This is a genomic window from Rhodococcus sp. IEGM 1408 (genome assembly GCF_033142235.1).
GTDB lineage: Bacteria > Actinomycetota > Actinomycetes > Mycobacteriales > Mycobacteriaceae > Dietzia.
Window position 1 is genome coordinate 188,700 of the sequence record NZ_JAWLRW010000007.1, and the last position, 24,564, is coordinate 213,263.

Annotated in this window: 24 protein-coding genes and 1 tRNA gene; 13 read left to right on the forward strand and 12 right to left on the reverse strand. The window is 71.1% G+C overall.

Features of this window, described 5'->3' with window-relative positions; all coding sequences use genetic code 11:
• Window positions 1–52: 52 nt before the first annotated feature.
• Window positions 53–823 (forward strand): ABC transporter permease, encoded by a 771-nt coding sequence (locus R4P08_RS12730; RefSeq protein ID WP_317814263.1) that lies wholly within the window; start codon window positions 53–55, stop codon window positions 821–823.
• Window positions 824–866: 43 nt separating this feature from the next.
• Here the strand turns inward: R4P08_RS12730 and R4P08_RS12735 are convergent, their stop codons facing one another.
• A complete protein-coding gene (locus R4P08_RS12735; protein WP_317814264.1) occupies window positions 867–1,049 on the reverse strand; it encodes a hypothetical protein in 183 nt (60 codons plus the stop codon).
• A gap of 329 nt (window positions 1,050–1,378) precedes the next feature.
• Here R4P08_RS12735 and R4P08_RS12740 point away from each other — a divergent pair, with 329 nt between their 5' ends.
• The 5 genes from R4P08_RS12740 (at window position 1,379) to R4P08_RS12760 (ending at window position 8,096) form a co-directional block, all read left to right on the forward strand.
• Window positions 1,379–1,885, forward strand: coding sequence for a GtrA family protein (locus R4P08_RS12740; protein WP_317814265.1), 507 nt, complete (start codon window positions 1,379–1,381; stop codon window positions 1,883–1,885).
• Window positions 1,886–1,890: 5 nt separating this feature from the next.
• Window positions 1,891–4,026: a DUF6541 family protein gene (locus R4P08_RS12745; protein WP_317814266.1), complete on the forward strand. Its 2,136-nt coding sequence runs from the start codon at window positions 1,891–1,893 to the stop codon at window positions 4,024–4,026.
• Between the two features lie 114 nt (window positions 4,027–4,140).
• Window positions 4,141–6,024 (forward strand): glycosyltransferase, encoded by a 1,884-nt coding sequence (locus R4P08_RS12750; RefSeq protein ID WP_317814267.1) that lies wholly within the window; start codon window positions 4,141–4,143, stop codon window positions 6,022–6,024.
• Window positions 6,025–6,118: 94 nt separating this feature from the next.
• Window positions 6,119–7,438, forward strand: a complete 1,320-nt coding sequence (locus R4P08_RS12755) for a TrkH family potassium uptake protein (protein WP_317814268.1) — start codon at window positions 6,119–6,121, stop codon at window positions 7,436–7,438.
• A 19-nt stretch (window positions 7,439–7,457) separates the two neighbouring features.
• Window positions 7,458–8,096 (forward strand): potassium channel family protein, encoded by a 639-nt coding sequence (locus R4P08_RS12760; protein WP_411741205.1) that lies wholly within the window; start codon window positions 7,458–7,460, stop codon window positions 8,094–8,096.
• Window positions 8,097–8,191: 95 nt separating this feature from the next.
• On the opposite strand, the gene R4P08_RS12765 is transcribed toward R4P08_RS12760, so the two are convergent.
• On the reverse strand, window positions 8,192–8,590 hold the full coding sequence (locus tag R4P08_RS12765; protein ID WP_317814270.1) for a RidA family protein: 399 nt from the start codon (window positions 8,588–8,590) through the stop codon (window positions 8,192–8,194).
• Between the two features lie 182 nt (window positions 8,591–8,772).
• Between R4P08_RS12765 and R4P08_RS12770 the strand changes: the two genes are divergently transcribed.
• On the forward strand, window positions 8,773–9,849 hold the full coding sequence (locus R4P08_RS12770; RefSeq protein WP_317814271.1) for a hypothetical protein: 1,077 nt from the start codon (window positions 8,773–8,775) through the stop codon (window positions 9,847–9,849).
• 23 nt (window positions 9,850–9,872) lie between these two features.
• Here the strand turns inward: R4P08_RS12770 and R4P08_RS12775 are convergent, their stop codons facing one another.
• Together R4P08_RS12775 and R4P08_RS12780 are read right to left on the reverse strand one after the other, a co-directional pair.
• Window positions 9,873–11,072, reverse strand: coding sequence for a TerC family protein (locus R4P08_RS12775; protein ID WP_317814272.1), 1,200 nt, complete (start codon window positions 11,070–11,072; stop codon window positions 9,873–9,875).
• Window positions 11,073–11,147: 75 nt separating this feature from the next.
• The gene (locus tag R4P08_RS12780) at window positions 11,148–11,621 is read right to left on the reverse strand and encodes a PaaI family thioesterase (RefSeq protein ID WP_317814273.1); all 474 of its coding nucleotides are present in this window, start codon (window positions 11,619–11,621) and stop codon (window positions 11,148–11,150) included.
• 176 nt (window positions 11,622–11,797) lie between these two features.
• Here R4P08_RS12780 and R4P08_RS12785 point away from each other — a divergent pair, with 176 nt between their 5' ends.
• Window positions 11,798–11,989 (forward strand): ferredoxin, encoded by a 192-nt coding sequence (locus R4P08_RS12785; protein WP_317814274.1) that lies wholly within the window; start codon window positions 11,798–11,800, stop codon window positions 11,987–11,989.
• On the opposite strand, the gene R4P08_RS12790 is transcribed toward R4P08_RS12785, so the two are convergent.
• The 4 genes from R4P08_RS12790 to R4P08_RS12805 all read right to left on the reverse strand — a co-directional run bounded on the left by R4P08_RS12790 (window position 11,976) and on the right by R4P08_RS12805 (window position 15,364).
• A complete protein-coding gene (locus R4P08_RS12790) occupies window positions 11,976–12,581 on the reverse strand; it encodes a maleylpyruvate isomerase family mycothiol-dependent enzyme (protein WP_317814275.1) in 606 nt (201 codons plus the stop codon). The two genes, R4P08_RS12785 and R4P08_RS12790, sit on opposite strands and share 14 nt — an antisense overlap.
• Window positions 12,582–12,653: 72 nt before the next feature.
• Entirely contained in the window at window positions 12,654–13,559 is a 906-nt protein-coding gene (locus R4P08_RS12795; RefSeq protein ID WP_317814340.1) for a glycosyltransferase family 2 protein, read from the reverse strand.
• Window positions 13,560–13,644: 85 nt separating this feature from the next.
• On the reverse strand, window positions 13,645–14,463 hold the full coding sequence (locus tag R4P08_RS12800) for an ABC transporter ATP-binding protein (RefSeq protein ID WP_317814276.1): 819 nt from the start codon (window positions 14,461–14,463) through the stop codon (window positions 13,645–13,647).
• Window positions 14,464–14,476: 13 nt separating this feature from the next.
• Entirely contained in the window at window positions 14,477–15,364 is an 888-nt protein-coding gene (locus tag R4P08_RS12805; RefSeq protein ID WP_317814277.1) for an ABC transporter permease, read from the reverse strand.
• A gap of 66 nt (window positions 15,365–15,430) precedes the next feature.
• Between R4P08_RS12805 and R4P08_RS12810 the strand changes: the two genes are divergently transcribed.
• From R4P08_RS12810 to R4P08_RS12825, 4 genes are all read left to right on the forward strand, one after another.
• On the forward strand, window positions 15,431–16,447 hold the full coding sequence (locus tag R4P08_RS12810; protein WP_317814278.1) for an NADP-dependent oxidoreductase: 1,017 nt from the start codon (window positions 15,431–15,433) through the stop codon (window positions 16,445–16,447).
• 126 nt (window positions 16,448–16,573) lie between these two features.
• On the forward strand, window positions 16,574–17,992 hold the full coding sequence (locus R4P08_RS12815; protein WP_317814279.1) for a polysaccharide pyruvyl transferase family protein: 1,419 nt from the start codon (window positions 16,574–16,576) through the stop codon (window positions 17,990–17,992).
• A gap of 122 nt (window positions 17,993–18,114) precedes the next feature.
• The gene (locus R4P08_RS12820) at window positions 18,115–19,110 is read left to right on the forward strand and encodes a nitronate monooxygenase family protein (protein WP_317814280.1); all 996 of its coding nucleotides are present in this window, start codon (window positions 18,115–18,117) and stop codon (window positions 19,108–19,110) included.
• Window positions 19,111–19,114: 4 nt separating this feature from the next.
• A complete protein-coding gene (locus tag R4P08_RS12825) occupies window positions 19,115–19,669 on the forward strand; it encodes a PadR family transcriptional regulator (protein WP_317814281.1) in 555 nt (184 codons plus the stop codon).
• A gap of 23 nt (window positions 19,670–19,692) precedes the next feature.
• Here the strand turns inward: R4P08_RS12825 and R4P08_RS12830 are convergent, their stop codons facing one another.
• Both R4P08_RS12830 and R4P08_RS12835 read right to left on the reverse strand, forming a co-directional pair.
• The gene (locus tag R4P08_RS12830; protein ID WP_411741200.1) at window positions 19,693–20,199 is read right to left on the reverse strand and encodes an SRPBCC family protein; all 507 of its coding nucleotides are present in this window, start codon (window positions 20,197–20,199) and stop codon (window positions 19,693–19,695) included.
• Between the two features lie 170 nt (window positions 20,200–20,369).
• Complete coding sequence (locus tag R4P08_RS12835) at window positions 20,370–21,410, reverse strand: NAD(P)H-quinone oxidoreductase (protein ID WP_317814282.1); 1,041 nt, start codon at window positions 21,408–21,410, stop codon at window positions 20,370–20,372.
• A 138-nt stretch (window positions 21,411–21,548) separates the two neighbouring features.
• Here R4P08_RS12835 and R4P08_RS12840 point away from each other — a divergent pair.
• Window positions 21,549–21,637: transfer RNA gene (locus tag R4P08_RS12840), tRNA-Ser, on the forward strand.
• Window positions 21,638–21,649: 12 nt separating this feature from the next.
• Here R4P08_RS12840 and R4P08_RS12845 read toward each other — a convergent pair.
• Window positions 21,650–23,380 (reverse strand): bifunctional metallophosphatase/5'-nucleotidase, encoded by a 1,731-nt coding sequence (locus R4P08_RS12845; RefSeq protein WP_317814283.1) that lies wholly within the window; start codon window positions 23,378–23,380, stop codon window positions 21,650–21,652.
• A 120-nt stretch (window positions 23,381–23,500) separates the two neighbouring features.
• Window positions 23,501–24,559: a pyridoxal phosphate-dependent aminotransferase gene (locus R4P08_RS12850; protein ID WP_317814284.1), complete on the reverse strand. Its 1,059-nt coding sequence runs from the start codon at window positions 24,557–24,559 to the stop codon at window positions 23,501–23,503.
• Between the last annotated feature and the right edge of the window lie 5 nt (window positions 24,560–24,564).

A 24,564-nucleotide genomic window follows, 5' to 3' on the forward strand; every position in this document is an offset into this window, starting at 1 on the left:
GATGTTCCCCGGCCCGTATTCCGGCTCTGCGCTGCGACGTATGGTTGCCCGCGTGGAATCGACGATGATCGAGATCGGGCCCGCGCTCGCCGTGGCCGTCGTCCTCTTCGTGGTGATCGGTTCGGTGGCCGCGTGGGCGGGTCGGACGGGCCTGGAGCGGGAGATCCCGTGGGCCTCGATCCGTGCCGCCCTGCAGCTCATCGTGCTCGCGCTCGTCATCGGCTACGTGGCCGACCGGCTGTGGCTGGTCGGGGTGTTCGTGGTGGTGATGACCACGACGGCGTCCTGGGCGGCGGCCAGGCGGCTGGCCCAGCGCAGCAACCCGCAGGCCGAGAAGACCCGGGCCACGGTGCGCGACGCACTGTGGTGCGCGGTCCCCGTCGCCCTACCGCCGGTGCTCCTGGTGGTCTGTCTACTGGCGGTGGGCGTGGTGCGGCCGAACGGGCTGTCGATCATCCCGGTGGTGGGGATCTTCCTGGGCAACGCCATGACGATCGTGGGACTGGCCGGTCGGCGCGCGCACGACGAGCTGGACGGCCGCCACGGCGAGGTGGAGGCGGCGTTGTCGTTGGGCTTCGCCGACTACCCCGCCCGGATGATGGTGTGCCGTCAGGCGGCGGCCACCGCCCTCAACCCGTCGCTGGACCAGACGCGGACCATCGGTCTGGTGACCATCCCCGGCGCGTTCGTCGGCATGGTCCTGGGCGGCGCGGAGCCCTGGGAGGCCGGGGTCATGCAGGTGTTCGTCTCCACCGGGATCCTGGCCTGCGGGGCGATCGCGCTGATCGTGACCACCGCGCTCGTCGCTGCCGACCGCCTCTGAGCAGGGCCCGCGGCTCGTCTCCGCGGAACCCGTACCGCGCGCCCTACGCGGAGCCGCGCGTGGTCGGTGTCGAGAGGATCACCCGCCCGGTCGGGGTACAGGACGGCGCGGCCGGGCGACGGTTGGGCGTGCGCAGCGGCGAGGACGGCGGGATGGCCCGACCGGTCGGCGTGTACGAGAACACCGTGGGTGCGTTGTTCAGAGCGGAGTTGCGGTACTGGGACATGAGAATCCTCCTGGTCAAAGAGAGAGGAATCGTCGACGGGCCACCGGAAGGGTGGGACGACGGGTTCGACTCTGCTGCGTTGGTGGAGGCGATGGCGGGTCACCCGGGACCGGCGCGCGAACCTTGTGGTGTGGGCGCCGTGTGGATTGGGGTGGCCGGAACTGATCGCTCCTGCGGAATCGAACGCACTCGGCGGATGTGCCGCCCGACTGTTCGACCAGAAGCGCGCTGGTGTGCGCGCGATGGGAGAAGGATGCCACGGGCCCCGACCGAGCACAAGTGCACATGGCGGTGACCGCCCGGCGCGCCGCCGGACCTACCCTGTCCTGGTGAGCTCATCCACCAGCGACGCGGACCTGCCCGACGATTCCGTCCTCGATTCCCTGCGCGGGGCCGTCGACCCCCTCGAGCCCCGACACGAATCCGACCCGTCGCAGCCGACGGACCTCAAGACGCAGGTCATCCGGTTCTTCCTCACCGGCGTCCTGTCGGCGGTCGTCGACTACGGGCTGCTGCAGCTGATGATGGCGTTCGGGGTGGACTACGGTCTGGCCAAGGCGCTGTCCTTCGTGGCCGGCACGCTCACCGCGTACTCGCTCAACCGCCGGTGGACGTTCCAGGCGGAGCCCTCGCGCGCCCGCTTCCTGGTCACCATGGCCTTGTACGCGGTGATGTTCGGCGTGCAGTGGGGGCTGTTCATGTTGCTGACGCCGTGGTTCCTCGGCATGGACTGGAGCCCGTTCTGGGCCACCACCGCGGCCTACGTCGTGGCGCAGGGCGTGGCCACCGTCACGAACTTCGTCGTCCAGCGGACCGTGATCTTCCGGGTGCGCTGACAACGGTGACCGCCCTGCTGCTCCTCGCGGCCGCGACGGCGCTGCTCGTGCTGCCGGGGGCGGGCATCTGCCTGGCGGCGGGCACGCGGTGGCGGGACGCGGTCGCGGCCGGGCCGGCCCTGACGCTCGCCGTGGTGGCGGTGGGAAGTGCGGTCACCGCGGCCGCGGACCTCCGCTGGGGTCTGGTCTCGGCCGGCGTGACGGCGCTCGCCGCGCTCGCTTGTGCGGCCACCGTCGGTATCGCGGGCCGTGTGCGCGCCCGGTCGGCCGACCGGGTGGGCGGCCGGGTGACGCGTCGGCTGCCCGGGGAGGGCGACGACGACGAGGTGAGCCGTCGCGGGCCGGGCCCGGGAGTGGCCGACCTCGTCGTCGTCCTCCTGGCCGCCATCCCGGCTGTCCAGGTGCTCGTGGCCACGCGCGGCCTCACCGCGATCCCGCAGGGCTGGGACGCCATCTTCCACGGCGGCGCGACGCGGTTCATCGCCGAGACCGGGCGTGCCGGGGTCACCGATCTCGGCCCGGTGAGCCAGCCCGCCAACCCGCACTTCTTCTACCCCGACACCTATCACGCGCTCGCCGCGCTCCTGCTGGCCCTGCCGGGCGAGCTGATGCCGGGCGTGCTCGACGCGCTCTCGGCGGTCACCGGCGTGGCATTTGTCCTGGGCGCCGCGGTGTTCGCGGGCCGCGTGTGCGGCGGGTCCCGGCTGGCGGCGGTGGGCGCGGCGATGGTGGCGGCGTCGGCGTGGACGTTCCCCTACCTGGCGCTGGGCCGGGGCCCGGTGCTGCCGTTCGCGCTCGGCGTGGCGGTGATCCCCGGGGTGGTCCTGCTGGGCGAGCAGCTCGCGGCGCGGCGGCCCGGGATGGTGGCGCACGCGCTGCTGCTGGGGGCGGGGATGGTGGGCGCGTGGTCGGTGCATCCGTCGGTGGCGCTGGCGGCGGCGATCCCGCTGGCGGCGCAGGCGCTCGCCGGAGTGGTGGCGGCGCCCGGGCTGCGGCCCCGCCTGGCGGTGGCCGGCGGTTTCATTCTGGCGGCGGTGCCGGCGGGCCTCTACGCGGGTTGGTCGATCTCCATGACCTCAGCGGGGACCGCGGAATCGCTCGCAGGATTCTCGTGGCCGCGCGAGGTCAGCGTGCCGCGCGCGGTGGCAGCGGTGTTCGATCTCGGGCCGACGCCGGTGGCCTCGGTGGGGATCACGGTGGCGGTGCTGCTGGGGCTCGTCGCGGCGGTGGTGAACCCCGCGCGTCGGCGCGCGCTGGCCGCGCCCGTCGCGGCGCTGGTGGTCTACGGGGCGCTGTACGTGCTGGCCGCGGCGGTGGAGGGCGACTGGGTGCGCACGTTCACCGGTTTCTGGTGGGACGACTTCTACCGGTTCTCCTCGTTGTTGGTGCTGCCCGCGGCGGTGCTCGCCGGCGCGGGGGTCAGGGCGCTGATCCCGCGCGGGTCGGCTCGCCGCCCCGAGGCGAGGACCGGGGTCGCGGTGGCGGCCCTCCTGGGTGTGCTCGCCGCGTCCGGGCACGCGGTGCTGGCCCGGGACCTGCGGGTGTGGGGCTACGACGACGGGCCGGCGGTGAATGCACAGGAGCGGATCGTCCTGGACGCGCTGGCCGAGCGGCATGACGGCGGCGTGGTCCTCAACGACCCGTTCGACGGCACCGCGTGGGCGTACGCGCTGCACGGGGTGCCGGTCGTGTTCGGCGCGCCGCTGGCCGACGACCCGCTGGCGCAGGTCGGCGGGGACCGGATGGTCCTCTACACCTCGGCCAACCGCTACGGCTTCGACCCGGTGGTGACCCGCATCGTCCGCGACCTCGACGTGCGCTGGGTGGTCGTCGGGACGGGGGCGGTGGGCGGTCCGGGCCGGCCGGGCGGCTTCATCGGGCTGCGGTTCAACCCCCACCTGCGCCTGGTGGAGGAGACCTCCGGAGCCCGCCTCTACGAGGTGCTGCCGGTGCCCGCGGATCATCCGCCGCTGCTCCCGCCGCCCGGCATCCCCGCGGTGACACCGGGAGAGCAGCCGGCGAACACCGACACGCCGCTGGTCGACCTGCCGCTGGTGGACGCGCCGCTCGACGACTTGCCGGTTGACGACTCGGCCACCGCGGGACCGACGGCTAGCCTGGACGGCGCGATCGGGTCCTGACCGGCCCGGCTCTTCGAGACACCCTCCAGCGCCCGTGACCCCACGCATCGAATCCCATGCACCGACACCCATGCACCGTCACCCATGCACCGACACCCCAGGAGCACCCGCCACATGGACGCCACCACCGTGACAGCCGCCGGCGCCGACTCAGGTGCCGACCTCGGCGCCGCCCAGCCCGAGCGTGACCTCCTGCTCCAGCGCACCCTGTTCTCGGGCCCGCACAGGTGGGTCAACGACGACCTGTACTCCCGGATCCTGCGGGGCGTGGTCCGCCGCACGCGGTCCGAGCTGCACCTGGACGCCGGGGCCGCCGCGGACACCAACACCTACTTCGGACGCTTCGAGGCCTCGTACTGGCAGCGCTGGACCTCCGTCACCGAGCTGACGGTGCGCGTGGCGGTGGAGTCAGAGGGGCAGGTCGACGTGCTGGTCCGCGCCTCCGACATCGGCTCCCACGTGCGCACCGTCGACGTGGTCCACCACCACGGCGACGGGATGGCCGTGCTCGACGTCCCCGTCGACACCTTCACCGACGGCGGCGCGATCTGGCTGGAATTCCACGCGGTCGACGCCGCGGCGACGGTGTCGGACGTGACGTGGGGTACCACGACGACGAGGCCGGCCCGCCGCGCGGCGGTGGCCATCTGCACGTTCAACAGGGCTGACGACTGTGCGGCCACGGTGGACTCGCTGGCCACGGATCCCCTCGTCGCGGACCTGATCGACGACCTCTACGTCACGGACCAGGGCACCGACCTGGTGGAGACCCGCGAGGCGTACCAGCACGCGGCCGGCGAGTTCGGCGACCGCCTGCACTACCTGCGCCAGCCCAACCTCGGCGGCGCCGGCGGTTTCAGCCGCGGGATGTACGAGGCCACCGCGCCCGGTGCGCCCGGACCGGTGGACGTGCTGCTCATGGACGACGACGTCCGGGTCGAGCCCGAGACCGTGCTCCGCATGTTCGCCTTCGCCGCCGTGACGCGCGAACCGATGCTCGTGGGCGCCCAGATGCTCTACCTGTTCAATCCGGACTACCTGTTGGTCTCCGCCGAGCGCACGCAGCTCGACCAGCTCAAGGGTGGGCTCGACGCCGACGAGTGGGCGCTGCGCGACGAGTCGGTGGTGGAGAACCAGCAGGAGCGGCGGATCGACGCCGAGTACAACGCGTGGTGGTCCTGCCTGGTGCCGGGCGAGGCCGTGGCGGAGGTCGGGCTGCCGATGCCGTACTTCTTCCAGTGGGACGACATCGAGTACGGGCTGCGGTGCCGCCAGGCCGGGATCCCCACCTGCACCCTGCAGGGCGCGGCCGTGTGGCACGCCGACTTCTACTGGAAGGACGGCGACGACTTCGGCCAGTTCTTCTCCCAGCGCAACTCCCTGGTCACCGCCTCGATCCGGCAGGGGATCGACCCGAAGGACATGGCGAAGAACCTGGGCCGAAGCGTCCTGCGCGCCCTGGTGGGCATGCAGTACGGTCTCGCCGCCACCCGGATGCGGGGGATCGAGGCCTTCCTCGACGGGCCGGACGGGTCCCACGGTGTGGACGACGGCGGTCAGCAGGCGCTCACCGCGATCCGCGCGGAACGAGCGGACTACCCCGAGACGGCCAAGCTCGCCGTCGACGTCCTCCCCGCCGGCATCGGGGTGGAGCGCAAGGTCGGCATCCCCCGCGAGGACCGCGAGGATCAGGTGCTGGCCAAGCGGCTGCTGCTGCAGAAGCTCGGCCGGCAGCGCCGCGACGTGGTGGCGATCCCGTACGAGGACGCCGCCTGGTGGCACGTCTCGCGCTTTGACGAGGTGTACGTGACCGACGCCTCCCAGAACGGGGTGCACCACCGCAAGGTGGACCCGCAGCGGGCCACGGAACTGCAGAAGCGGCTGGGGTCACTGCTCGCGCGGTTCCTCCGCGAGGCCCCGGCCGCGCAGGCGCGCTGGCGCTCCGCGCAGGCCCGGCTCACGACGCGGGAGAACTGGGCGCGGCTGTACGGGGTCTGACCGTGTGCCGGACTCGGCGGAAGGTCTAGTGTTCGTCGACGTGAGTACACGCAGTGGAGCGTGGTCTGGGCCGCTCCGACAGGCCGGAGCGCGGGTGACGCGCAGCCCCGCCCGGGTGGTGGCACTGGGTTTCGCCACAGCCGTCGTGGTCGGCACCCTGCTGCTGTCGGCACCGGCCGCGACACAGTCCGGTGTCGGTGCCGGGGTGATGTCGGCGCTGTTCACCGCCACCTCCGCCGTGTGTCTGACCGGGCTGATCGTCGTCGACACCCCCACGTACTGGTCCGGGTACGGGCAGGGGCTGATCCTCGCGCTGATCCAGCTCGGCGGGCTGGGCATCATGACCATGGCCTCGTTGGTCGGCCTGTTGTTGGCCAACCGCATCGGCCTGCGGGCTCGGCTCAACGCCGCCGCAGAGGCTCGCACCTCCGGACTCGGCGACGTGCGCACGGTCATCGTCGGAGTGGTGCGGACCAGCCTCCTCATCGAAGCCGTGGTGGCGGCGTGTCTGGCGGCCCGCTTCGCGATCGGCTACGACGAACCGCCGGTCCGGGCTCTGTGGCTGGGGGTCTTTCATGCGATCTCGGCGTTCAACAACGCCGGGTTCGCGCTCTTCAGCGACAACATCATCAGTTTTGCCCGGGATCCCTGGATCTGCGTGCCGTTGATGGCGGCGGTGATCCTCGGCGGCATCGGATTCCCGGTGTTGTTCGAGGTCGGCCGTCACCTGCGGGGCCGGCGCCGCCGCTGGTCCCTGCACACCCGGCTCACCGTCGCGGTGACCGCGGTCTTGCTGCTGATCGGTCCGCTGCTGGTGTTGCTCCTCGAGTGGCAGCACACGCTGCGCGGACTCGGGCTGGGCGGAAAGCTGCTGGTGGCGGCATTTCAGGGGATCATGCCGCGCACCGCCGGGTTCAACAGTGTCGACTACGCCCAGATGGACGATGCGACGTTGTTGGTGACCGATGTACTGATGTTCATCGGTGGCGGCAGTGGCGGGACAGCGGGCGGTATCAAGGTCACCACCTTCGCGGTCCTGCTGTTCGTCATCGCCGCCGAGGTGCGCGGGGACAAGTCGGTGACGGCGTTCGACCGTCGCATCGAACCCCGCCTGCAACGCCAGGCCCTGTCGGTGGCGTTGATCGCGGTGGCGCTGGTGATGGCGTCGACCCTCGCCTTGCTCGCCGGCACCGCCTTCGATCTGAACGTGTTGCTGTTCGAGGTGACCTCCGCGTTTGCGACCGTGGGTCTCTCTACCGGCATCACCGCTCAACTGCCGGCATGGGGGCAGCTGCTCCTGGTTGTCCTGATGTACCTCGGAAGGATCGGGCCGATCACCCTGGTCAGCGCTCTGGCGGCCCGCGACCGCGGCCGCCGCTTCGAACTCCCCGTAGAGAGGCCGTTCATTGGCTAAGAAAGCCGCCGTCGACGTCGTGGTCGTGCTTGGTCTGGGCCGGTTCGGCAAATCTCTGGCCCTCGAGCTGATGGCCCAGGGCAGCGAGGTACTCGGGGTCGATGCGAGCGAGGCGGTGATCGAGAGGGTGTCGGGCCGGCTCACCCATGCCGCCGTCGCCGACACCACCGATGAGGTATCGCTGCGGCAGCTGTCGGTGCACCAGTACGACCGGGCGGTCGTGGGCATCGGCTCCGACCTCGAGGCGAGCCTGCTCACCGCCTCGGCGCTGATCAACATGAAGGTGCCGAACGTGTGGGCCAAGGCCATCAGCAACGCGCACGCGAGGATTCTCACCCAGATCGGGGTGCACCACGTGGTGCGGCCCGAGCACGACATGGGCAAACGCGTCGCGCACCTGGTGCGCGGGGCGATGATGGACTACATCGAGTTCGACGACGGCTTCGCCATGGTCAAGACCGCCGCGCCGGCGTTCAGCGTGGGCGCAGCGCTGGGGGAGACCGCCATCCGCAGCAAGTACGGGGTCACGGTGGTGGCCATCAAACGCCCCGGGGAGGGGTTCACCTACGCCACCGCCGACACGGTCGTCGCTCCCGGTGACACCATCATCGTCTCCGGGCAGATCCGCGATACCGAACGCTTTGCCGAACTGACCTAGAGCGCCAGCCCGCGGAGACGAGAGCGCGGGGACGCGGGGGTCCGCGTCCCCGCGCTCCGTCCGGGGCGTGATGCCCCGGCTGGGGCAGCGGGCGATCACGGCACCAGGGCCACCGCCTTCAGCTCGACGAACTGGCCGGGGAACGTCAGCTCGCTGACGCCGATCGCACTCCACGCCGTGGGGACGTCCGTCCGGGGGATGTACCGGCTGCGGACCTCGAGGAACAGGGGCAGGTGGTCCTGGAGACCGACGTGGTAGGTGGTCATCTCCACGATGTGCTCGAAGTCCGACCCGCCGGCCCGGAGTACCTTGCCGAGGTTCTCCCACGCGGCCACGAAGTGGTCTTCGAGACTGCTGTCGATGACGTTCATCTCCGAGTCCCGCCCCACCTGGCCCGAGCAGTAGATCAGGTCGCCGACCTTCACCGCTGGCGAGTAGTTGAACCGCTCCACCAGGTGGGCCATGTCCTCGGGGACGACGATTTCCTTCTGCATGTTTCCTCCGTGTGTGAGTCGGTGTGACGGGTTCATCGTCTGGGGACGATGAGTCGGGTTGGTTAGTTGCGTGTAACAGCCAGGGGTCGTGGCCATCCACAGGGGTGGCGTTGTTCACAGGAGGGTCCGATCGGCGCTCACGGGGCCCGGGAACGGTGGCTCCGTGGGCCACAGTGGCGGGTATGGGCACCGCAGATTCGTCCCGCGCCAGAGTGATCGACACGGAGGCACCAGGCCCGCATTCGGCGCCCGGTGATCTGCCGCCGGGCCCGCTGACGACCGCCGAGCTGGCGGCGGCCGTGCCCGATCCGCGCGAGCGCGCCCGCTACCAGCGGATCTGGTTCGGGTTCTACCGCCGGGCGGACCAGGCCGACGACCTCCGACTGCGCAGCGTCGCACTGGCCCGCACCTGGCCGGAGGGGGTCCTCCGCGGTCGCAGCGCCTCCCTGTTGTGGGGCGACGACTCCGTCCCGGCCGACGCGCTACCGGAGATCTGGCTGCCGTCCACCCGTCGATCCTGCGAGGGGCGGGTATATCGCTACGGCGCCATGCCGCCGGCCGCCGTCACCCGGATCGACGGGCTCCGGGTCACCACCCCGTTGCGGACCTGCCGGGACCTCGCCCTCGATCTGGGCTTCGAGGACGCCGTGGTGGCTGTGGAGCGTCTGTGCGCGGCGGTCCCGGGGCTGGCGGGCCAGCTCACGGGGGCGGCCGCGCACCCGTCCGGCCGGGGCGCGTGGCGGTTCGCGGCGGTGGCGCGTGGGGTCGATCCGAGTTGCGGCTCGGTGCTGTTGTCCCGGGCGCGGCTCGCACTCTGCGCGGCGGGCTTCGGCGGCTTCGGCGGCGGTCACGAGGTCAGGTTCGGTCGACGCACGGTGGCACTGCCGCTCGCCGACCCGGTCGCCCGGTACGCCGTCGTCCCGTCCCCAGGGCCGTCCCGGGGCGAGGAACGAGCCCGACTCGAGGGGGACCGGATGTTGCTGCGCCGGTCGGGGTGGACCGTTTTCCTTGTGAGGGGGGAGGTGAAGAGCGAGGTGAGGGGGGAGGTGACGGGGCCGGCCACGTCGCCGCAGAACGCGATCGCCCACAACGCCACCGCCCACAACGCCACCGCCCACACCGGTGGACACGGTGTGGGCGGTGGGAAGGAGGTGCTCGAGGTGCTCAGGTCACGCTGGCCGCGAACCGAGATGCTCTCCCCGCTCCCGGGGAATCCCGCCGCCGACCCGCACGGGATCTGGGCGGGGCGGCGGGCCTAGCCGGGCAGCACACCCGGCGGGGGTCAGCGGGTGTAATCGGTGGCGCGTTCGTATCCCGCCTGCTCGTCCCAGACCCTGCCCAGCAGTTGCTCGAGCTCCCAGACCTCGCCCTCGGTGCCGAAGTACTTGCGGTCGAGGGTCTTGAGCTTGTCCTCGTCCTCGATGATCTTGGCCCACAGCTTGGCGCGCTCGACCGGGTCGTCGACGAAGTCCTTGTTGAGGTACTCGTGCGAGTGCCTCTTGAGGTTGCCGAGCACGGTGAGCGCCTTGCCCGCCGGGCTCACGAGAGAGGCCACGACGGTCACCACGAGGACACCGATGATGATGCCGAGCGAGAGGAAGGTGGGGATCTCCACCACGTTGACGTGCTCGCCGCTGTTGATGAACGGCAGGTTGTTCTCGTGCAGGGCGTGGAGGATCAGCTTGACGCCGATGAACCCGAGGATCGCGGCCAGGCCGTACTTGAGGTAGACGAGGCGATCCAGCAACCCGTCCAGCAGGAAGTAGAGCTGACGCAGGCCCAGCAGCGAGAAGGTGGTGGCGGTGAAGACGATGAAGACGTTCTGGGTGAGACCGAAGATCGCGGGGATCGAATCGAGCGCGAACATGATGTCCGTGCCGCCGATCGCCACCATGACGATCATCATCGGCGTCATGACCTTCTTGCCGTTCTCGACCGTGAACAGCTTGTCGTGGTCGTAGTGGTCGGTGGCCGGGATGAACTTCTTGGCCAGGCGGACCACCACGTTGTCCGCGTCGTCGTCCTCGTCGTCCTCCGCCAGGAGGCGACCAGCGGTGACGATGAGGAAGAGCCCGAAGACATAGAACAGGGCGGCGAACTGGTTGAGCAGCGCGGCGCCGACGAAGATGAACGCGGTCCGGGCGATGATCGAGAAGATGATGCCGAACAGGAGTGCCTTCTGCTGGCCGGCCCGGGGGACCTTGAAGCTGGTCAGGAGCAGCAGGAACACGAACAGGTTGTCCACCGAGAGCGCCTTCTCGGTGATGTAACCGGCAAAGTACTCGATGCCCATGTCGGTGCCGCCGAAGATCCACACCACGAAGCCGAAGACGATGGCGATACCCACGTAGAGGGCGGACCAGGTCGCTGACTCCTTGAGAGTCGGGATGTGTTCTTTACGCACATGAAAGAAGTAGTCGAACAAGAGAAGTGCGACGATGAGGCCGACTGATAACGACCAGGCGAGCGGGGTGGCTCCCAACGGGGGTTCCTTTCCTGGGGCGGCCGGGGGATCGGGTCATTCTACGCGCGCGGGCGGGGGGCGGACACGCCCGACTCAGTCCCGGCGGCGGACCGACATCGTGTGCCGGGCCTCGGCGACCGTCTTGCCCCGTGCGTCGATAACCCGGGCGGTGTGCAGCACGCTGGTGGCGGTCCGCTCGGCGAGGGTGGCCCGGAGGGCGTCGGCCTCGGTGTGCGGCACCTCGACCGTGCAGTGCATCCGGCCCCGGCCTGGGGTGTGGAAGTCGATCGTCGCGCTCTTGGTCCAGACCTGGTAGCGGCCACCCAGCTGACCGGCCAGCAGTGCGCCGTACAGCACGTCGGTGGCGGCGAACAGGGCGCCACCGAAAGCGGTGCCGTTGGTGTTGGCGGTCCACGGCGCCACGTGCACGCTCAGTTCGCCGCTGGTCCAGTCCGGGGCGACCCGGCGGATACGGATGCCCGAGCCCAGGAGGGGCGGGTAGAGGGACGCGAGCACAGGGAAGGCCTGGGGGCTCGCGGTGTAGCGGTGGAGCAGAGTCTTGGGCACCCGCCGAGCGTAACTTACCGGCGAGTCAGTTAAGGCGATGGACAAATCGCCGCTGTTTGTCTAGACGCGGGGCCGCGTCCCGCCTAACGTGGGCACCGGGGAGGCGCACCCCACCCAGCGCACATCACCCAGCGCGCCTCACCCATCCGTCAGAGCGACCACCCAGGAGGACTGTCATGAAGATCATCGTGGATCCGGACCGCTGCGAGGGGCAGGCGGTGTGCGTCGGCCTCGCCCCCGCGGTGTTCGAGCTGGGGGACGACGACGAGGTGGTGCGGGTGCTCGTCGAGGAGGTCCCCGCCGAGCACGAGAAGCGCGCTCGCAAAGCGGTGCAGAAGTGTCCGATGGCGGCGCTCAGAGAGGCCTGACGGGCCACGCTCCCGGCTCGCGTCCGGTCAGCGCCAGCGCCGTGTCGCGGGCGGGGACGTCCGGGTCGTCGTAGCCGGGCACCGGCGGGTCGAACAGCTCCGGAGCGGGGTTGTCGGCGAGGTCCGTCCGGACGAAATCCAGCACGGCCCGGTCGAGCTCGTCGCCCCACCGCAGGTCGATCCGCTGGGAGACGGCCAGGTCCCAGGCGTGGACGGCCAGGTCGAAGGTCTGCTGGGCCAGATAGTGCCACGCGGGCGCCAGCCCGTAGGACAGCTGCACCTCGTCGTCGCCGGGGGTTCCCCGCCAGGCCGCGGCCACCGCCGGACGGATCGTGTCCCAAGCGGCCACGAGGTCGGGGCCGGAGGCATCGTGCATTCGGCGGAGGCGGTCGGACAGGTCGTCGGCGACCTCGTCGACCGTGCCCCCGGCCAGCAGTCCCGGCACCCACAGTTGCTCGTCCACCACGTGGGCCAGCACCTCGCGCGCGGTCCAGTCGCTGCACGGGGTGGCGGCGTCCCAGTCGGTGACGTGGGGCAGGACCTCGTCATAGAGGTCGGCGGCGAGGGATTGCAGGGCGTTCCAATCGGTCATGAGCCCATCATGCGCCTCCGCCCCGGATCCGGGTCCTCTACCCCGGATCGGGTTTCCGGGCGGGGTGACGGCTCAGGGCTTGTCGAAGTGCTCCCGGGCGCCGAGGCGCTGGAGTCGCATCCACTCGCGGAAGCCGGCCGGGTCGCGGCGCGAGATGAGGAAGTACCAGCCAAAGCGGACGATCTCCTGCGGGATGAGGCGCCGCAGGCCGGGTTGGGAGAGCACGTAGCCGCGGTTGCGGTAGGTGAAGTGCCGCTTGACCGGGTCGTCGGGGAACTGGGTGTGCATGCGCCCGCCGAGGATCGGCTTGAACTCGTCCGAGCCCTGCGGGTGCAGGTACGCGGTGGTCAGGCAGGTGCCGAAGCGCAGCCCGGAGCGGACCAGCCGGCGGTGCACCTCGACCTCGTCGCCGCGGATGAACAGCCGCAGGTCCGGCACCCCCACGCGGTCCAGGCAGTCGGCGGTGAACAGCGCGCCGTTGAACAGCGAGGCGATGCCGGGCAGGAGGTCGGTGCCCGCCGCGCCGGAAGGGGAGTCCGCGCCGTCGGCCAAGAGCTCCGACCGCCGCCGTCGCCACACCACGCCGCGCCGCAACGGGAAGGCCAGGCGATCAGGATCGGCCAGGTCGCACACCACCGGCGAGACCTCGGACAGGTCGTGGCGGTCCATGCAGCCCATCAGGGTGACCAGCACCTCGGGGCCCTCGGGTCGGCCGTCGTCGTCGGCGCACCAGACCAGATCCGCGCCGGTGGCCAGGGCGTGCAGCATCCCGAGGGCGAACCCGCCGGCACCGCCGAGGTTGTGCTTGGACCCGATGTAGGTCGACTGCACCGGCTGCGACTCGACCAGTTCGCGCACGGCCTGCTCGTCGGCGTTGTCCACCACCACCACGTGGTCGACGGGACGGGTCTGCCCGCACACGACCTCCAGGGACGCGCGCAGCTGTTCCAGCCGGCGGTGGGTGACCACCACGGCCACGACCCGCCGCGTGTCCGCGCCTGAACCGGCCGCGCCTGAGCCGGCCCCGCCGGGTGCGCCGGTCGGGTCGCCCGCGCCGGTGCCCTCAGCCCTCACGTTTCATCCTCTCGATGTACTGCGCGATCGACCGCCCGGCCTCGGGGCCCTCGTACGCGGTGACGATCTCCTCGATGCTGCCGCGCTGCCGGATCCGCCCGTGGTCGATCCACATCGCCGAGTCGCACAGTTGCGCCAGGAACTCGTTGGAGTGGGAGGCGAACACCAGCATCCCGGAGCGGGAGACCAGGTCGGCGAGCTTGATCCGCGCCTTCTTCATGAACTCCGCGTCCACGGCGCCGATGCCCTCGTCGAGCAGCAGGATCTCCGGGTCGATCGAGGTCACCACGCCCATCGCCAGCCGCACGCGCATGCCGGTGGAGTACGTGCGCAGCGGCATGTCCAGGTAGTCGCCGAGCTCGGTGAAGTCGGCGATCTCCTCGATCTTGGCCTTCATCTGCTTGCGGGTCTGCCCCAGGAACAGGCCGCGGATGATGATGTTCTCGTAGCCGGAGATCTCCGGGTCCATGCCCACGCCGAGGTCGAAGACCGGCGCCACGCGGCCCCGGATGCGGGCGGCACCGCGGGTGGGCTCGTAGATGCCGGACAGCAAACGGAGCAGCGTGGACTTGCCGGCGCCGTTGTGCCCGACGAGGCCGATGCGGTCCCCCTCGCGGAGGGAGAGGGTGATGTCTTTCAGGGCCTCGACGACGACGACGTTGGACGAGTTCCGACCGATGGCGCCACCCGCCGAGCCGAGAACGGCCTTCTTGAGGGACCGCGATTTGGCGTCGAAGATCGGGAAATCAACGCACGCGTCCACGCAGTCGATGGACACGCCGCCGGGGGTGGGTGCTGCGGGGCTCATGGGGATGACTCTCCTATACCCAGTACGGGACTCGGGAGCGGAACTTGCGCAGCGCGGCAAAGGCCAGGATCAGGCCGGCCGCCGTGCAGGCCAGGACGATCCACCAGTGGTAGGCGTCGACCGGCTCGCCGATCATGGGCGCGCGGACGATCTCGAGGTAGTGGTACAGCGGGTTGAGCTCGGCGATGCGCGCCCGGTCCGCGATGTCCCCGCCCTGCTCGTAGAGCGTCTGCGTGGTCCACACGATGGGGGTCATGTAGAAGAGCAGCTGGACCATCGAGTCCAGCAGCGGGGCGATGTCGCGGAAGCGGGTGGCGAGGATGCCGAACAGCATGGCCACCCACACGCCGTTGACCATGAGCACGGCCAGCCCCAGCACGGAGAGCAGCAGCTCCCAGCCCAGCGGCCTGGGGAAGACCAGCATGAGCACCACCCAGATCACCAGGTTGTGGCACAGGAACAGGAACTGGCGCCACACCAGCCGGTACACGTGCACGCTCAGCGCGCTGGGCAGCTGCTTGATCAGGCCCTCATTGGAGATGAAGACCTCCGAGCCCTCCTTGATGCAGCCCGAGATGAAGCCCCACATGATCAGACCGACGGTCACGTGGGGGAGGAACTCGGCCAGCGGGATCTGGAAGAGGATCGAGTACAGCAACCCCAGGGCCGTGGCCATGACGCCGGTGGCGATGGTGATCCACAGCGGGCCCAGCGTGGAGCGGCGGTAACGCTGCTTGATGTCCTGCCAGCCCAGCGAGAGCCACAGTTCGCGCTGGCTCAGGCCCTGCCGCAGGTCGGCCACAGCCCGACGGAAGGTGTGGGAGTCGTTGACGATCTCACCGCGGACGCGCTCGTCGAAGAGCGTCGCCGAGGCGGGGTCGGGAGTGGGCTGGTCCTGCACGAGGGCTCAGCGTACTAGAGGTGTGACCGGTGGCCGCCCCGCCGCGGGGGCGCGTACACAGGAGGGATGACGACAAGCACACAGATCCAACTCGCCGCCCGCCCCACGGGCTGGCCCACGCACGAGAACTTCCGTACCCGGCAGGTAGAGCTCGGGGACCTGGCCGAGGGCGAGGTCCGGGTGGCCAACGAGTTCGTCTCGGTGGACCCCTACATGCGCGGCCGGATGAACGAGGGCCGCTCCTACATCCCGGCGTTCGAACTGGACGAGACCATGACGGGCGCCGCCGTCGGGCGGGTCGTGGAGTCGAGGTCCGACGCGCATCCGGTCGGCGCGGTGGTCATGCACGACCTGGGGTGGCGCGACATCGCGCAGGGCGACGGCCGCGGGTTCCGGGTGGTGGAGGAGATCGACGGCGTGCCGATCTCGGCCTACCTCGGCGTCCTCGGGACCACCGGCCTCACCGCGTACGTCGGGCTCATGCACATCGGGCGTTTCCAGAAGGGCGACGCCGTGTTCGTCTCCGGCGCCGCCGGTTCGGTCGGGTCCGCCGTGGGCCAGATCGCCAGGCTCGAGGGTGCATCCAAGGTCATCGGGTCGGCCGGTAGCGCGGAGAAGATCCAGACCGTGACCAGCCGGTACGGCTTCGACGCCGCGATCAACTACAAAGATGGCCCCGTGCGGAAGCTCCTGCGCGAGCACTTCGGCACCGAGAACGGCCAGGGCATCGACGTGTACTTCGACAACGTCGGCGGCGACCACCTCGAGGCCGCGCTCGACCTGATGAACGACGGCGGGCGGCTGGCCCTCTGCGGCGCGATCAGCTCGTACAACTCCACCGAGCGCTCACCCGGCCCGGACAACCTCTGGCACGCCATCACCCGCGGGCTCACGCTCCAGGGCTTCACCATCAACAACTACATGGGCTACTTCAAGGAGTTCGCGGCCAAGGTCGGTCCCTGGGTGGCCTCCGGCGAGCTGGTCTTCGACGAGACCGTGGTCGAGGGCATCGACAACTCCGTAGACGCGTTCCTCGACCTGATGAAGGGCGCCAACGTGGGCAAGATGCTCGTCAAGATCTGACCGGCGGTTCGGAGGTCCGGCCTGCCCGGGGCCATCTCGGGGCCTGCCCGGGGCCTGCCCGGGGCCTGCCCGGGGCCTGCCCGGGGCCGGGCGGGGGCCTGTTCGGGGGTGCGGCAGGATGGGGCCATGCCGTCGTCCCCCCAGCACGCCGCGTCCGACGAGCCGTCCGGCACCAGCCCCACGGGCCGTTCGCCCTGGCGCGTCGAGCTACGTCTCAGGGCGCGGCGGCGACTCGACCGGCGGCGGGCCGTAGGTGATGCCCGCTGGGGCCGGCCACGCACCGACCACCGGCCCGTCTACCTGATCGCGCCGGCCGGGCACCCCAACCACGGGGACGAGCAACTCCTTGCCGGGTGGCTGCGGCACCTGCGGCATCGGCTGCCCGGCACCCCGGTCGTGGTGGACTGCCACACCCCGGGACAGGCCGCGGTGCTGCACCACTCGGAACACCCGGACGTGCTGTTCACGGACACCCTGTGGCGACTCGCCGCCGAGTGCCCGGACGCCGACGCCGCGGTCGAGTTCGGCCGCCGCGCGGTAGCGGACCCCGGGGTGCGCCCGGCGGTGGCGTCGGGAATCGAGCTGGCGCTGAGCGCCTCGGTCGTGCACCTGATCGGCGGCGGGTACGTCAACGACCAGTGGCCGCACCACCTGGGCGTGGCGGCCGCGGCCGGGGAGGTCGGCCGCCGGTCCGGCGCCCGGGTGGTCGCCACCGGTCAGGGCCTGGTGCCGTGCGGCGATGTCGCCCGCCTCGCCGACGCGCTGCGCGACTACGACCTGGTGGCCGTCCGGGACACCGCCTCGCTCGATCTGCTCACCGGCACCGGCACCGGCCACGACGTCCCTGTCCGGCTCGTCGGCGACGACGGCTGGCTGGCGCTGTCCACCGCGGGCGGCCTCGAATCGGTGGCCGACGGTCACGGACTGATCGACCACCCCGCCTACTCCTCTGATCCGGACACGTGCCGCGACCTGGTCCTGTGCGCCCAGTCGGACTTGGCCGACCCCCATGCTGTCGCCGAGACCGTCGCCCGGGTTCTGGCGGACTGGGCGGTGCCGGGGGAGCGGATGTCGGTGGTGGAGGCGATCCCCGGCGGGGACCGCGTGGTGTGGGACCTGGTGTGCGCGCGGGAGACCGCCGCCAGCCATGACGTTGCAGGCGGAGGCAACGGTGACGACGACGACGAGGTCGGCCGCGCGCTCGCCGCCCTGCAGTTGCACCGCGCCCGGTTCGTGCCGTTCCAGGAGGTGTGGGCTGAGGGTCTGCCCGCGCGGCCGGGCCAGACCTGGTTGACCACCCGGTTCCACCCGCATCTGTTCGCGGCCGCTCGCGGTGCCTCGGGAGTGGCCCTGCGGACCGGGTCCGGGTACTACGACGTCAAGCACGGCTCGCTCGTCTCCGCCGGGTCGCCGTGGCCGGCCATCGGGCTCGCCGACGAGGCCGCCCCGGACGTTCCGGACACCGGAGGGTTCGACCCGGAGACCGTCACGGCTCGGGTCCGCGCCGCCGAGTCGCTGGCGGAGGAGATCTACCCGCTGCGCTGAGGGTCGGCCGGGGGTCGGGGGTCAGCACACAAGGATTGTGCAACTTGTTGCACAACCGTGGCGTCGGACGTACGGTCGGGACATGCGCGACGGCTGTCGCGCCAGGCCCGAAAGGAATGCCGATGACCCTTCCCCCCGTTCTCGCCGGCCCACTGACCGTCCCGCTGGTCGCCTCGCCGATGTTCATCTACTCCGGTCCCGAGCTCGTGGCCGCGCAGTGCCAGGCGGGGGTGATCGGGTCGTTCCCCGCGCTCAACGCCCGGCCCCAGTCGATGCTCGGCGACTGGATCGACCAGGTCACCGAGAGCAACGCGGCCTACGCGGCGGCGAACCCCGGGGCGTACGTGGCGCCGTTCGCCGTCAACCAGATCGTGCACCGGTCCAACGACCGGCTCGAGCTGGACCTCGCGACCGTCGTCGAGCACCAGGTGCCGATCGTCATCACCTCCCTGGGCGCCCGCACCGAGGTCAACGAGGCCGTCCACTCGTACGGCGGCATCGTGTTGCACGACGTGATCAACAACAAGTTCGCCCGCAAGGCGATCGAGAAGGGGGCCGACGGACTGGTGGCCGTGGCGGCCGGAGCCGGCGGCCACGCGGGTACGCAGTCGCCGTTCGCGCTGCTCCAGGAGATCCGCGAGTGGTTCCACGGCCCGCTCCTGCTGTCCGGGGCCATCGCGCACGGCCGATCGATCCTCGCCGCGCAGGCGGCGGGGGCGGACCTGGCGTACGTGGGATCGGCGTTCCTGGCCACCGAGGAATCCCGCGCGGCCGAGGAGTACAAGCAGATGATCGTCTCGAGTACCGCCGAGGACATCGTCTACAGCAACCTCTTCACCGGAATCCACGGCAACTACCTGCGGGGCAGCATCGAGGCGGCGGGCCTCAACCCGGACGATCTGCCCGTCTCGGACCCGACGGCGATGGACTTCGGCACCGGGGGGGCCACCGATTCCAAGGCCTGGCGCGACATCTGGGGAGCGGGACAGGGGGTCGGCGCGGTCACCTCGGGCGGCACCGTCCGCGACCTCGTCGACCGCCTGCGCGCGGAGTACGACCAGGCCGCAGCCGCGCTGGCCGGTACCGCCCTGGCCGGTACCGCGCTGGCCGGCCGCTGAGCCGGTGTCGTTGAAATTCGCGATCCTCACCTCGCTCACCGAGCGTGCGGGCAGCGGGATCGAGCTCGCGCGACGGTTCGACAAGTCGATCGGGTACTTCTGGCCGGCAACGCACCAGCAGATCTACCGGGAACTCGACCGCCTGACGACCGCGGGCCTCATCCGCGAACTCCCCTCGGAGGGCGGCCCCGCGCGGGGCAACCCCCGACGGTTCGCCGTCACCGCCGAGGGGAGCAGATCGCTCGGGGAATGGATCCGGGAGGTGGACGAGCCCGACCCGATGCGCTCCACCATGGCGGTGCGGGTGCGGGCCGCCGCCGCCACGGGAGCGGTCCACGAGGTCCGCGAGGCGCTGCGACACCACCGCGACCAGCGGGCCGCGAACCTGGAGCGCTACCGGATGATCGAGGACCACGACTTCGCGCCCTCCGACGACACCGGCACCGCTCGCGACGTCCTCCAACACCGGGTGCTCACGCTGGGCATCCAGGTGGAGCAGGCGTGGGTCAGCTGGTGCGAGGAGACGCTCGAGGCGCTGGATCGCCTACCGGGGACCTGACAGCAGCGCCGCCGCTCCCCCCGTCAGCTCACCACCGCCGACTCGAGCGAGGCCAGGGACGCGTCGAGGAAGTCGGGGCCGAACGGCGGCATCCCGCCGATCTGCTCGGCCACCACGGCGGGGGTGGCCGACCAGTCATAGCGAAGTGTCACGTCAGTGGACTCCCCGGCAGGGGAGAGGTCGTAGCGCCAGCGCCAGCCACCCGAGGAGATCACACCGGCGTCGTCCAGCTGACCCGGTTCCCACTCGATCGTGCGGTCCGGGGCGAATCGGGTGACGGTGTTGTGCATGACGTAGTGGCCGCCCCGGGCGTCGATATACATGTTCATCACAAAGACGTCCCCGACTCCCGAGAGGGTGTCGGTGGTGACCGCGTCCCGCACCCAGTCACCGGGTTCTGTGTCCTTGTGGCGGGTCGGGTCCGCGAGTAGCGAGAAGATCTCCGAGGGTGGGGCGGGGATCCGGCGGCTCGCCGTCATGTGGGTGGCGGGCGGGGCGCCTGGATCGTCCGAGTCGGCGGTAGTGGACATGTGCGACCTCCATGGGACGGGCGGCGAGCGGCTCCAACTCCTACCCGCCCCATTCGACCACCGATCCGGCCCTGTGGGTAGGCCTGCGCCCAGCCCAGCCCAGCCCAGCCCAGCCCAGCCCAGCCCAGCCCAGCCCGGATCGGGCCGGAATCGGCCCGGTCCGAACCCGGTCAGTCGACCGTCAGCAGGATCTTGCCGTGACTCGTCCCGGACTCGAGGAGCGCGAGCGCCTCCGCGGCCTGTTCCAGCGGGATCTCGCGCGACACCCGGGTGGTCACGTCGCCGGCGGCGACCAGCGGCCAGACGTTCTCGACGACCTCGCGGCAGATGCCGGTCTTGCCGCCGGGACCGTCGACCGGCCGGGCGCGCAGATTGGTGGCGATCACCCCGGCACGGCGGGGGAGAAGAGCCCCGAGGTTCAGCTCACCCTTCATCCCGCCCTGCATGCCGATCACGATCAGGCGGCCGTCCGGCGCGAGAGAGGCGATGTTCGGCTCGAGGTACTTCGCGCCCATCACGTCCAGGATCAGGTCGACGCCGCGGCCCCTCTCGTCGTCGTCGGTCCAGTCCTTGACCCGGTCGACAAAGTCCTCGTCGCGGTAGTCGATCACCAGGTCGGCGCCCAGATCACGGCACTTCTGGACCTTCTCCGGCCCGCCGGCCGTGGTGGCCACGCGGGCGCCGAGCGCGCGGCAGACCTGGATGGCGTGGGAGCCGATGCCGCCCGCCCCGCCGTGGATCAGCACGCGCGGCGCGCCCAGCTCGAGGTCGCCCCAGCGCGCGCCGGCGGCCAGGACGCCGCGACCGAGCCCGCCCGTCATGACGAGGTTGGACCACACCGTGGCGGCCACCTCGGGGAGCGTCGCGGCCTCGTGGAGCGACACGCCGTCCGGCACCGGCATCACCTGCCCCGCCGGGACCGCGACCTTCTCGGCGTAGCCGCCGCCGGCGAGGAGAGCGCACACCTCGTCGCCCGAGGCCAGGTCCTCTACGCCCTCGCCCACGGCCGAGATCCGACCGGAGCACTCGAGGCCGAGGATCTCCGAGGCTCCGGGCGGCGGCGGGTAGTGGCCCTTGGACTGGAGGAGGTCTGCCCGGTTGACGGCCGTGGCCGCCACCTCGATGAGGACCTCCCCGGGGGCGGCGACCGGGTCGTCGGCCTCGATCAGGCGTAGGGAGTCCGGACCGTTGTCATATGCGATGGCCTTCATGGTCCCGACGGTAGCCGCGTTCGCGTGGGCGGGCAGCCGGGCTGGGTGCGATCGAGTCGGGTCCACTACGATGAGCGGCGTCGTCAACGCGGGTTTCACGTGGAACCCCGCAGCCGCGCGTGTCGCGGGTGACGACGAGGAAGTGTGGCAGAGCGGCCGAATGCACTCGCCTTGAAAGCGAGCGTGCCTCAACAGCACCGGGGGTTCAAATCCCTCCACTTCCGCCAGCTGTGGGCCTGTCAGCGGATGACGCGCACACGCCCGAGGTCCGGCGCGCGGAGCGGCCCCTCCTCGGAGACGTACCGGATGAGTGCGTCGATGTCCGTGAGTCCGGCTTCGCGGCGTTCCCCGCGTTCGGCCAACGGCGACCCGTCGAACTCCGGGGACGAGAGGAACTCGTTGACCACGACGGTGTATCGGCGGCCGGGATCGACGGGCTCGCCGTCGACCAGTATCTCCGTGACCCGCGAGCCCTCCGGTCGGCGTGCGTCGACGGTGTAGCGCACGTTGGAGGATACGGCCGGGCCGTTCTCGCCGATGTCGTCGGCGAAGTGGTCGAATGCGCCTCGCAGCTCCTCGCCCGTGACGGTGACCAGGTAGAGCCGGTCGCCGTAGGGCTGGACCGTGTGCAGGGTCGCGTAGTCCAGGGGGCCCCGCGGGAGGTCCGTGCGGAGCGAGTCCGGGTTGGATATCGCGAGCTGCGCGCCCCTGCCCCGGGCGGCGTGGAGCTGGCCGTCGGCGATGACGTCCGCCAGCGGTGACTCGCCGTTGGAGTCCATGTCCCGGGTAATCGTCTCGGTGGCGGAGCCGAGGGACTTGCGCGCCTCCGGCGCCGCCGCTGCGCCGGCCCGGCGGACGAGCTCCTCGGTGTCGGCGTCGGGCGCGATGTCGAGGTTGACGGTCTGGTTGAACGCCGAGGTGCGGGGGCGGACCACGTCACCGGTGGAGGGGTCGACGGCGAGGTCGACGACCGCGATCGAGCGGCCGTGCGAGGCCGGCGCCACCACCACCCGCTCGTTGTTCTCGGAGTCCAGGACGCGGCAGGTGGCCGGTCCGCCGGAGGCGCCCACGATGAGGGCGTCCACTGCGGGGTTCAGGCGCTTGACCAGGTCCAGCTGGGTGAGCTCGTCGGGACAGTCGCCGGGGTCGAGGTTGCCGTGCACGGTGTTGGACTGCACCATCCCGACGATCGCCTCCACGCCCAGGAACTGCAGCGTCTCGACCGTCGCGTCGACCGCCCTGAGCGGATCCGACAGACGCGTGGTGGTCTCGGGAGCGCTGGTCGAGGGAAGGGTGACCGCCACGACCCCCACGCGGATGTCCCCGGCCCGATGGATGGCGAACGGGAACGTGGGCGCGCTCTCGTAGGAGGGGATGACGTTGGAGGCCAGGAACGGGAACGCGGCGCCGCGGAACGGCGGCAGCGGCGGATCGACCCGGCAGTCCTTCTCGGTGGTGCAGCTCGGCTTGACCAGGGCGCGGACGTGCTCGGCGCCCTTCTGCAGCTCCCGCCGCCCCACGCCGGCGCCGTCCACGCCGATCCGGTTGAAGAACTCGACGGTCGGGCGGTCGCCCAGCAGCGCCGCCTCCGGGGCGGTCCCACCGATCGAGTCGCCGGTGGCCAGCAGCAGGGCGTCGTCGGACTGGGCGCGCAGCTTGCTCACCGTCGCCGCCAGATGGGCCCCGCCACCCGCCGGCCGGACGTTGCCCGAACCGTCCCGGAGCGCGCCCTGGAACCCCACCGGTCGCGAGAGCGCCCCGGAGAACTCGCCGATGCCGAGGATGCGGACGGACTGCGTCTCGACGGCGGGGTCCCACGGCCAGCTCGGTTCGCCGGAGCGGGCGCTGGCGAGAGGGGTGACGAGGGAGAAGATCAGCGCGGCGACCGCCGCGATCACGAGTGACGGACGCCATATGGACGTATGGGAAGCTGCGGAGTTCACCTCGCGACCTGAACCCTTGTGCGTCATCCGGCTCCTTTAGTGCCCGTTGGCTACGGACGTGGCGTCATCGGGCGCGGGATATCGGCTGCGCCTCCCCAGACCCGGTCCACTGTGCCGGTATCAGGTCACGGGACCCCGCCGGAAGGGTCACGTTCGGGTCACGAATCCGCGGGCGGCGTTCAGGAAGCGATCGTTCTCGTCGGGATCGCCGATCGTCACGCGCACGCCGTCGCCGGCAAAGCACCGGACCACCACGAGGTTCTCGCGGCAGTGTGCGTCGAAGGCGGAGGCGGCGTCCCCGAGCGGTAGCCAGACGAAGTTGGCCTGGCTGTCCGGTACCGCGTGTCCCAGCTCGATCAACGCGTCCCGCACCCTGGTGCGTTCGGCCACCACCGCGTCCGTGCGCGCGCGCAGCTCGTCGCCGGCGTCGAGGCAGGCGATCCCGGCGGCCTGGGCCAGCGAGCCCACGGAGAAGGGGACGAGCATCTTGGCCACCGGCACCACGAGCTCGACGGGCCCGACCAGGTAGCCCACGCGCAGGCCGGCCAGGCCGTACGCCTTGGAGAACGTGCGCAACGCCACCACGTTGGACCGGGCCATCGCCTCGGCCACACCGTCGACGGGGTCCACGGATCGCACGTACTCGTAGTAGGCCTCGTCCAGCGCGACGGTGACGCGCTCGGGGATCCGGTCGAGGAACGCCGACATCTCGGTTCGCGAGATCGCCGGACCGGTGGGGTTGTTGGGGGTGCACACGAAGATCAGCCGGGTGCGGTCGGTGACGGCGTCGGCGATCGCGTCCAGGTCCAGTGCGCCGTCGGCCCGGTTGGGGACGGGCACCGGAACGGCGTGGGCGATGCGGGCGATGATCGGATAGGCCTCGAAGGAACGCCAGCCGTAGAGGACCTCGTCGCCCGGCGCGCACACCGCCTGGACCAGTTGCTGGCACAGCGCCACCGAGCCGCACCCCGCGGTGACGTTCGCCGGCGGCACGTCCAGGAACCCGGCCAGCCGATCGACGAGCGCGCCCGCGGTGATGTCCGGGTAGCGGTTGGCGCCGGCCGCCGCCTCGACGATGGCGGCCGCGACGCTCGGGAGCGGTCCCGCAGTGGTCTCGTTGGAGGCGAGCTTGACCGCGCCCGGGACGCTGGCGCCGGGGACGTAGGAGGGGATGGCGTCGAGGTCGCTGCGCACGTCGGGGGACATGCGTA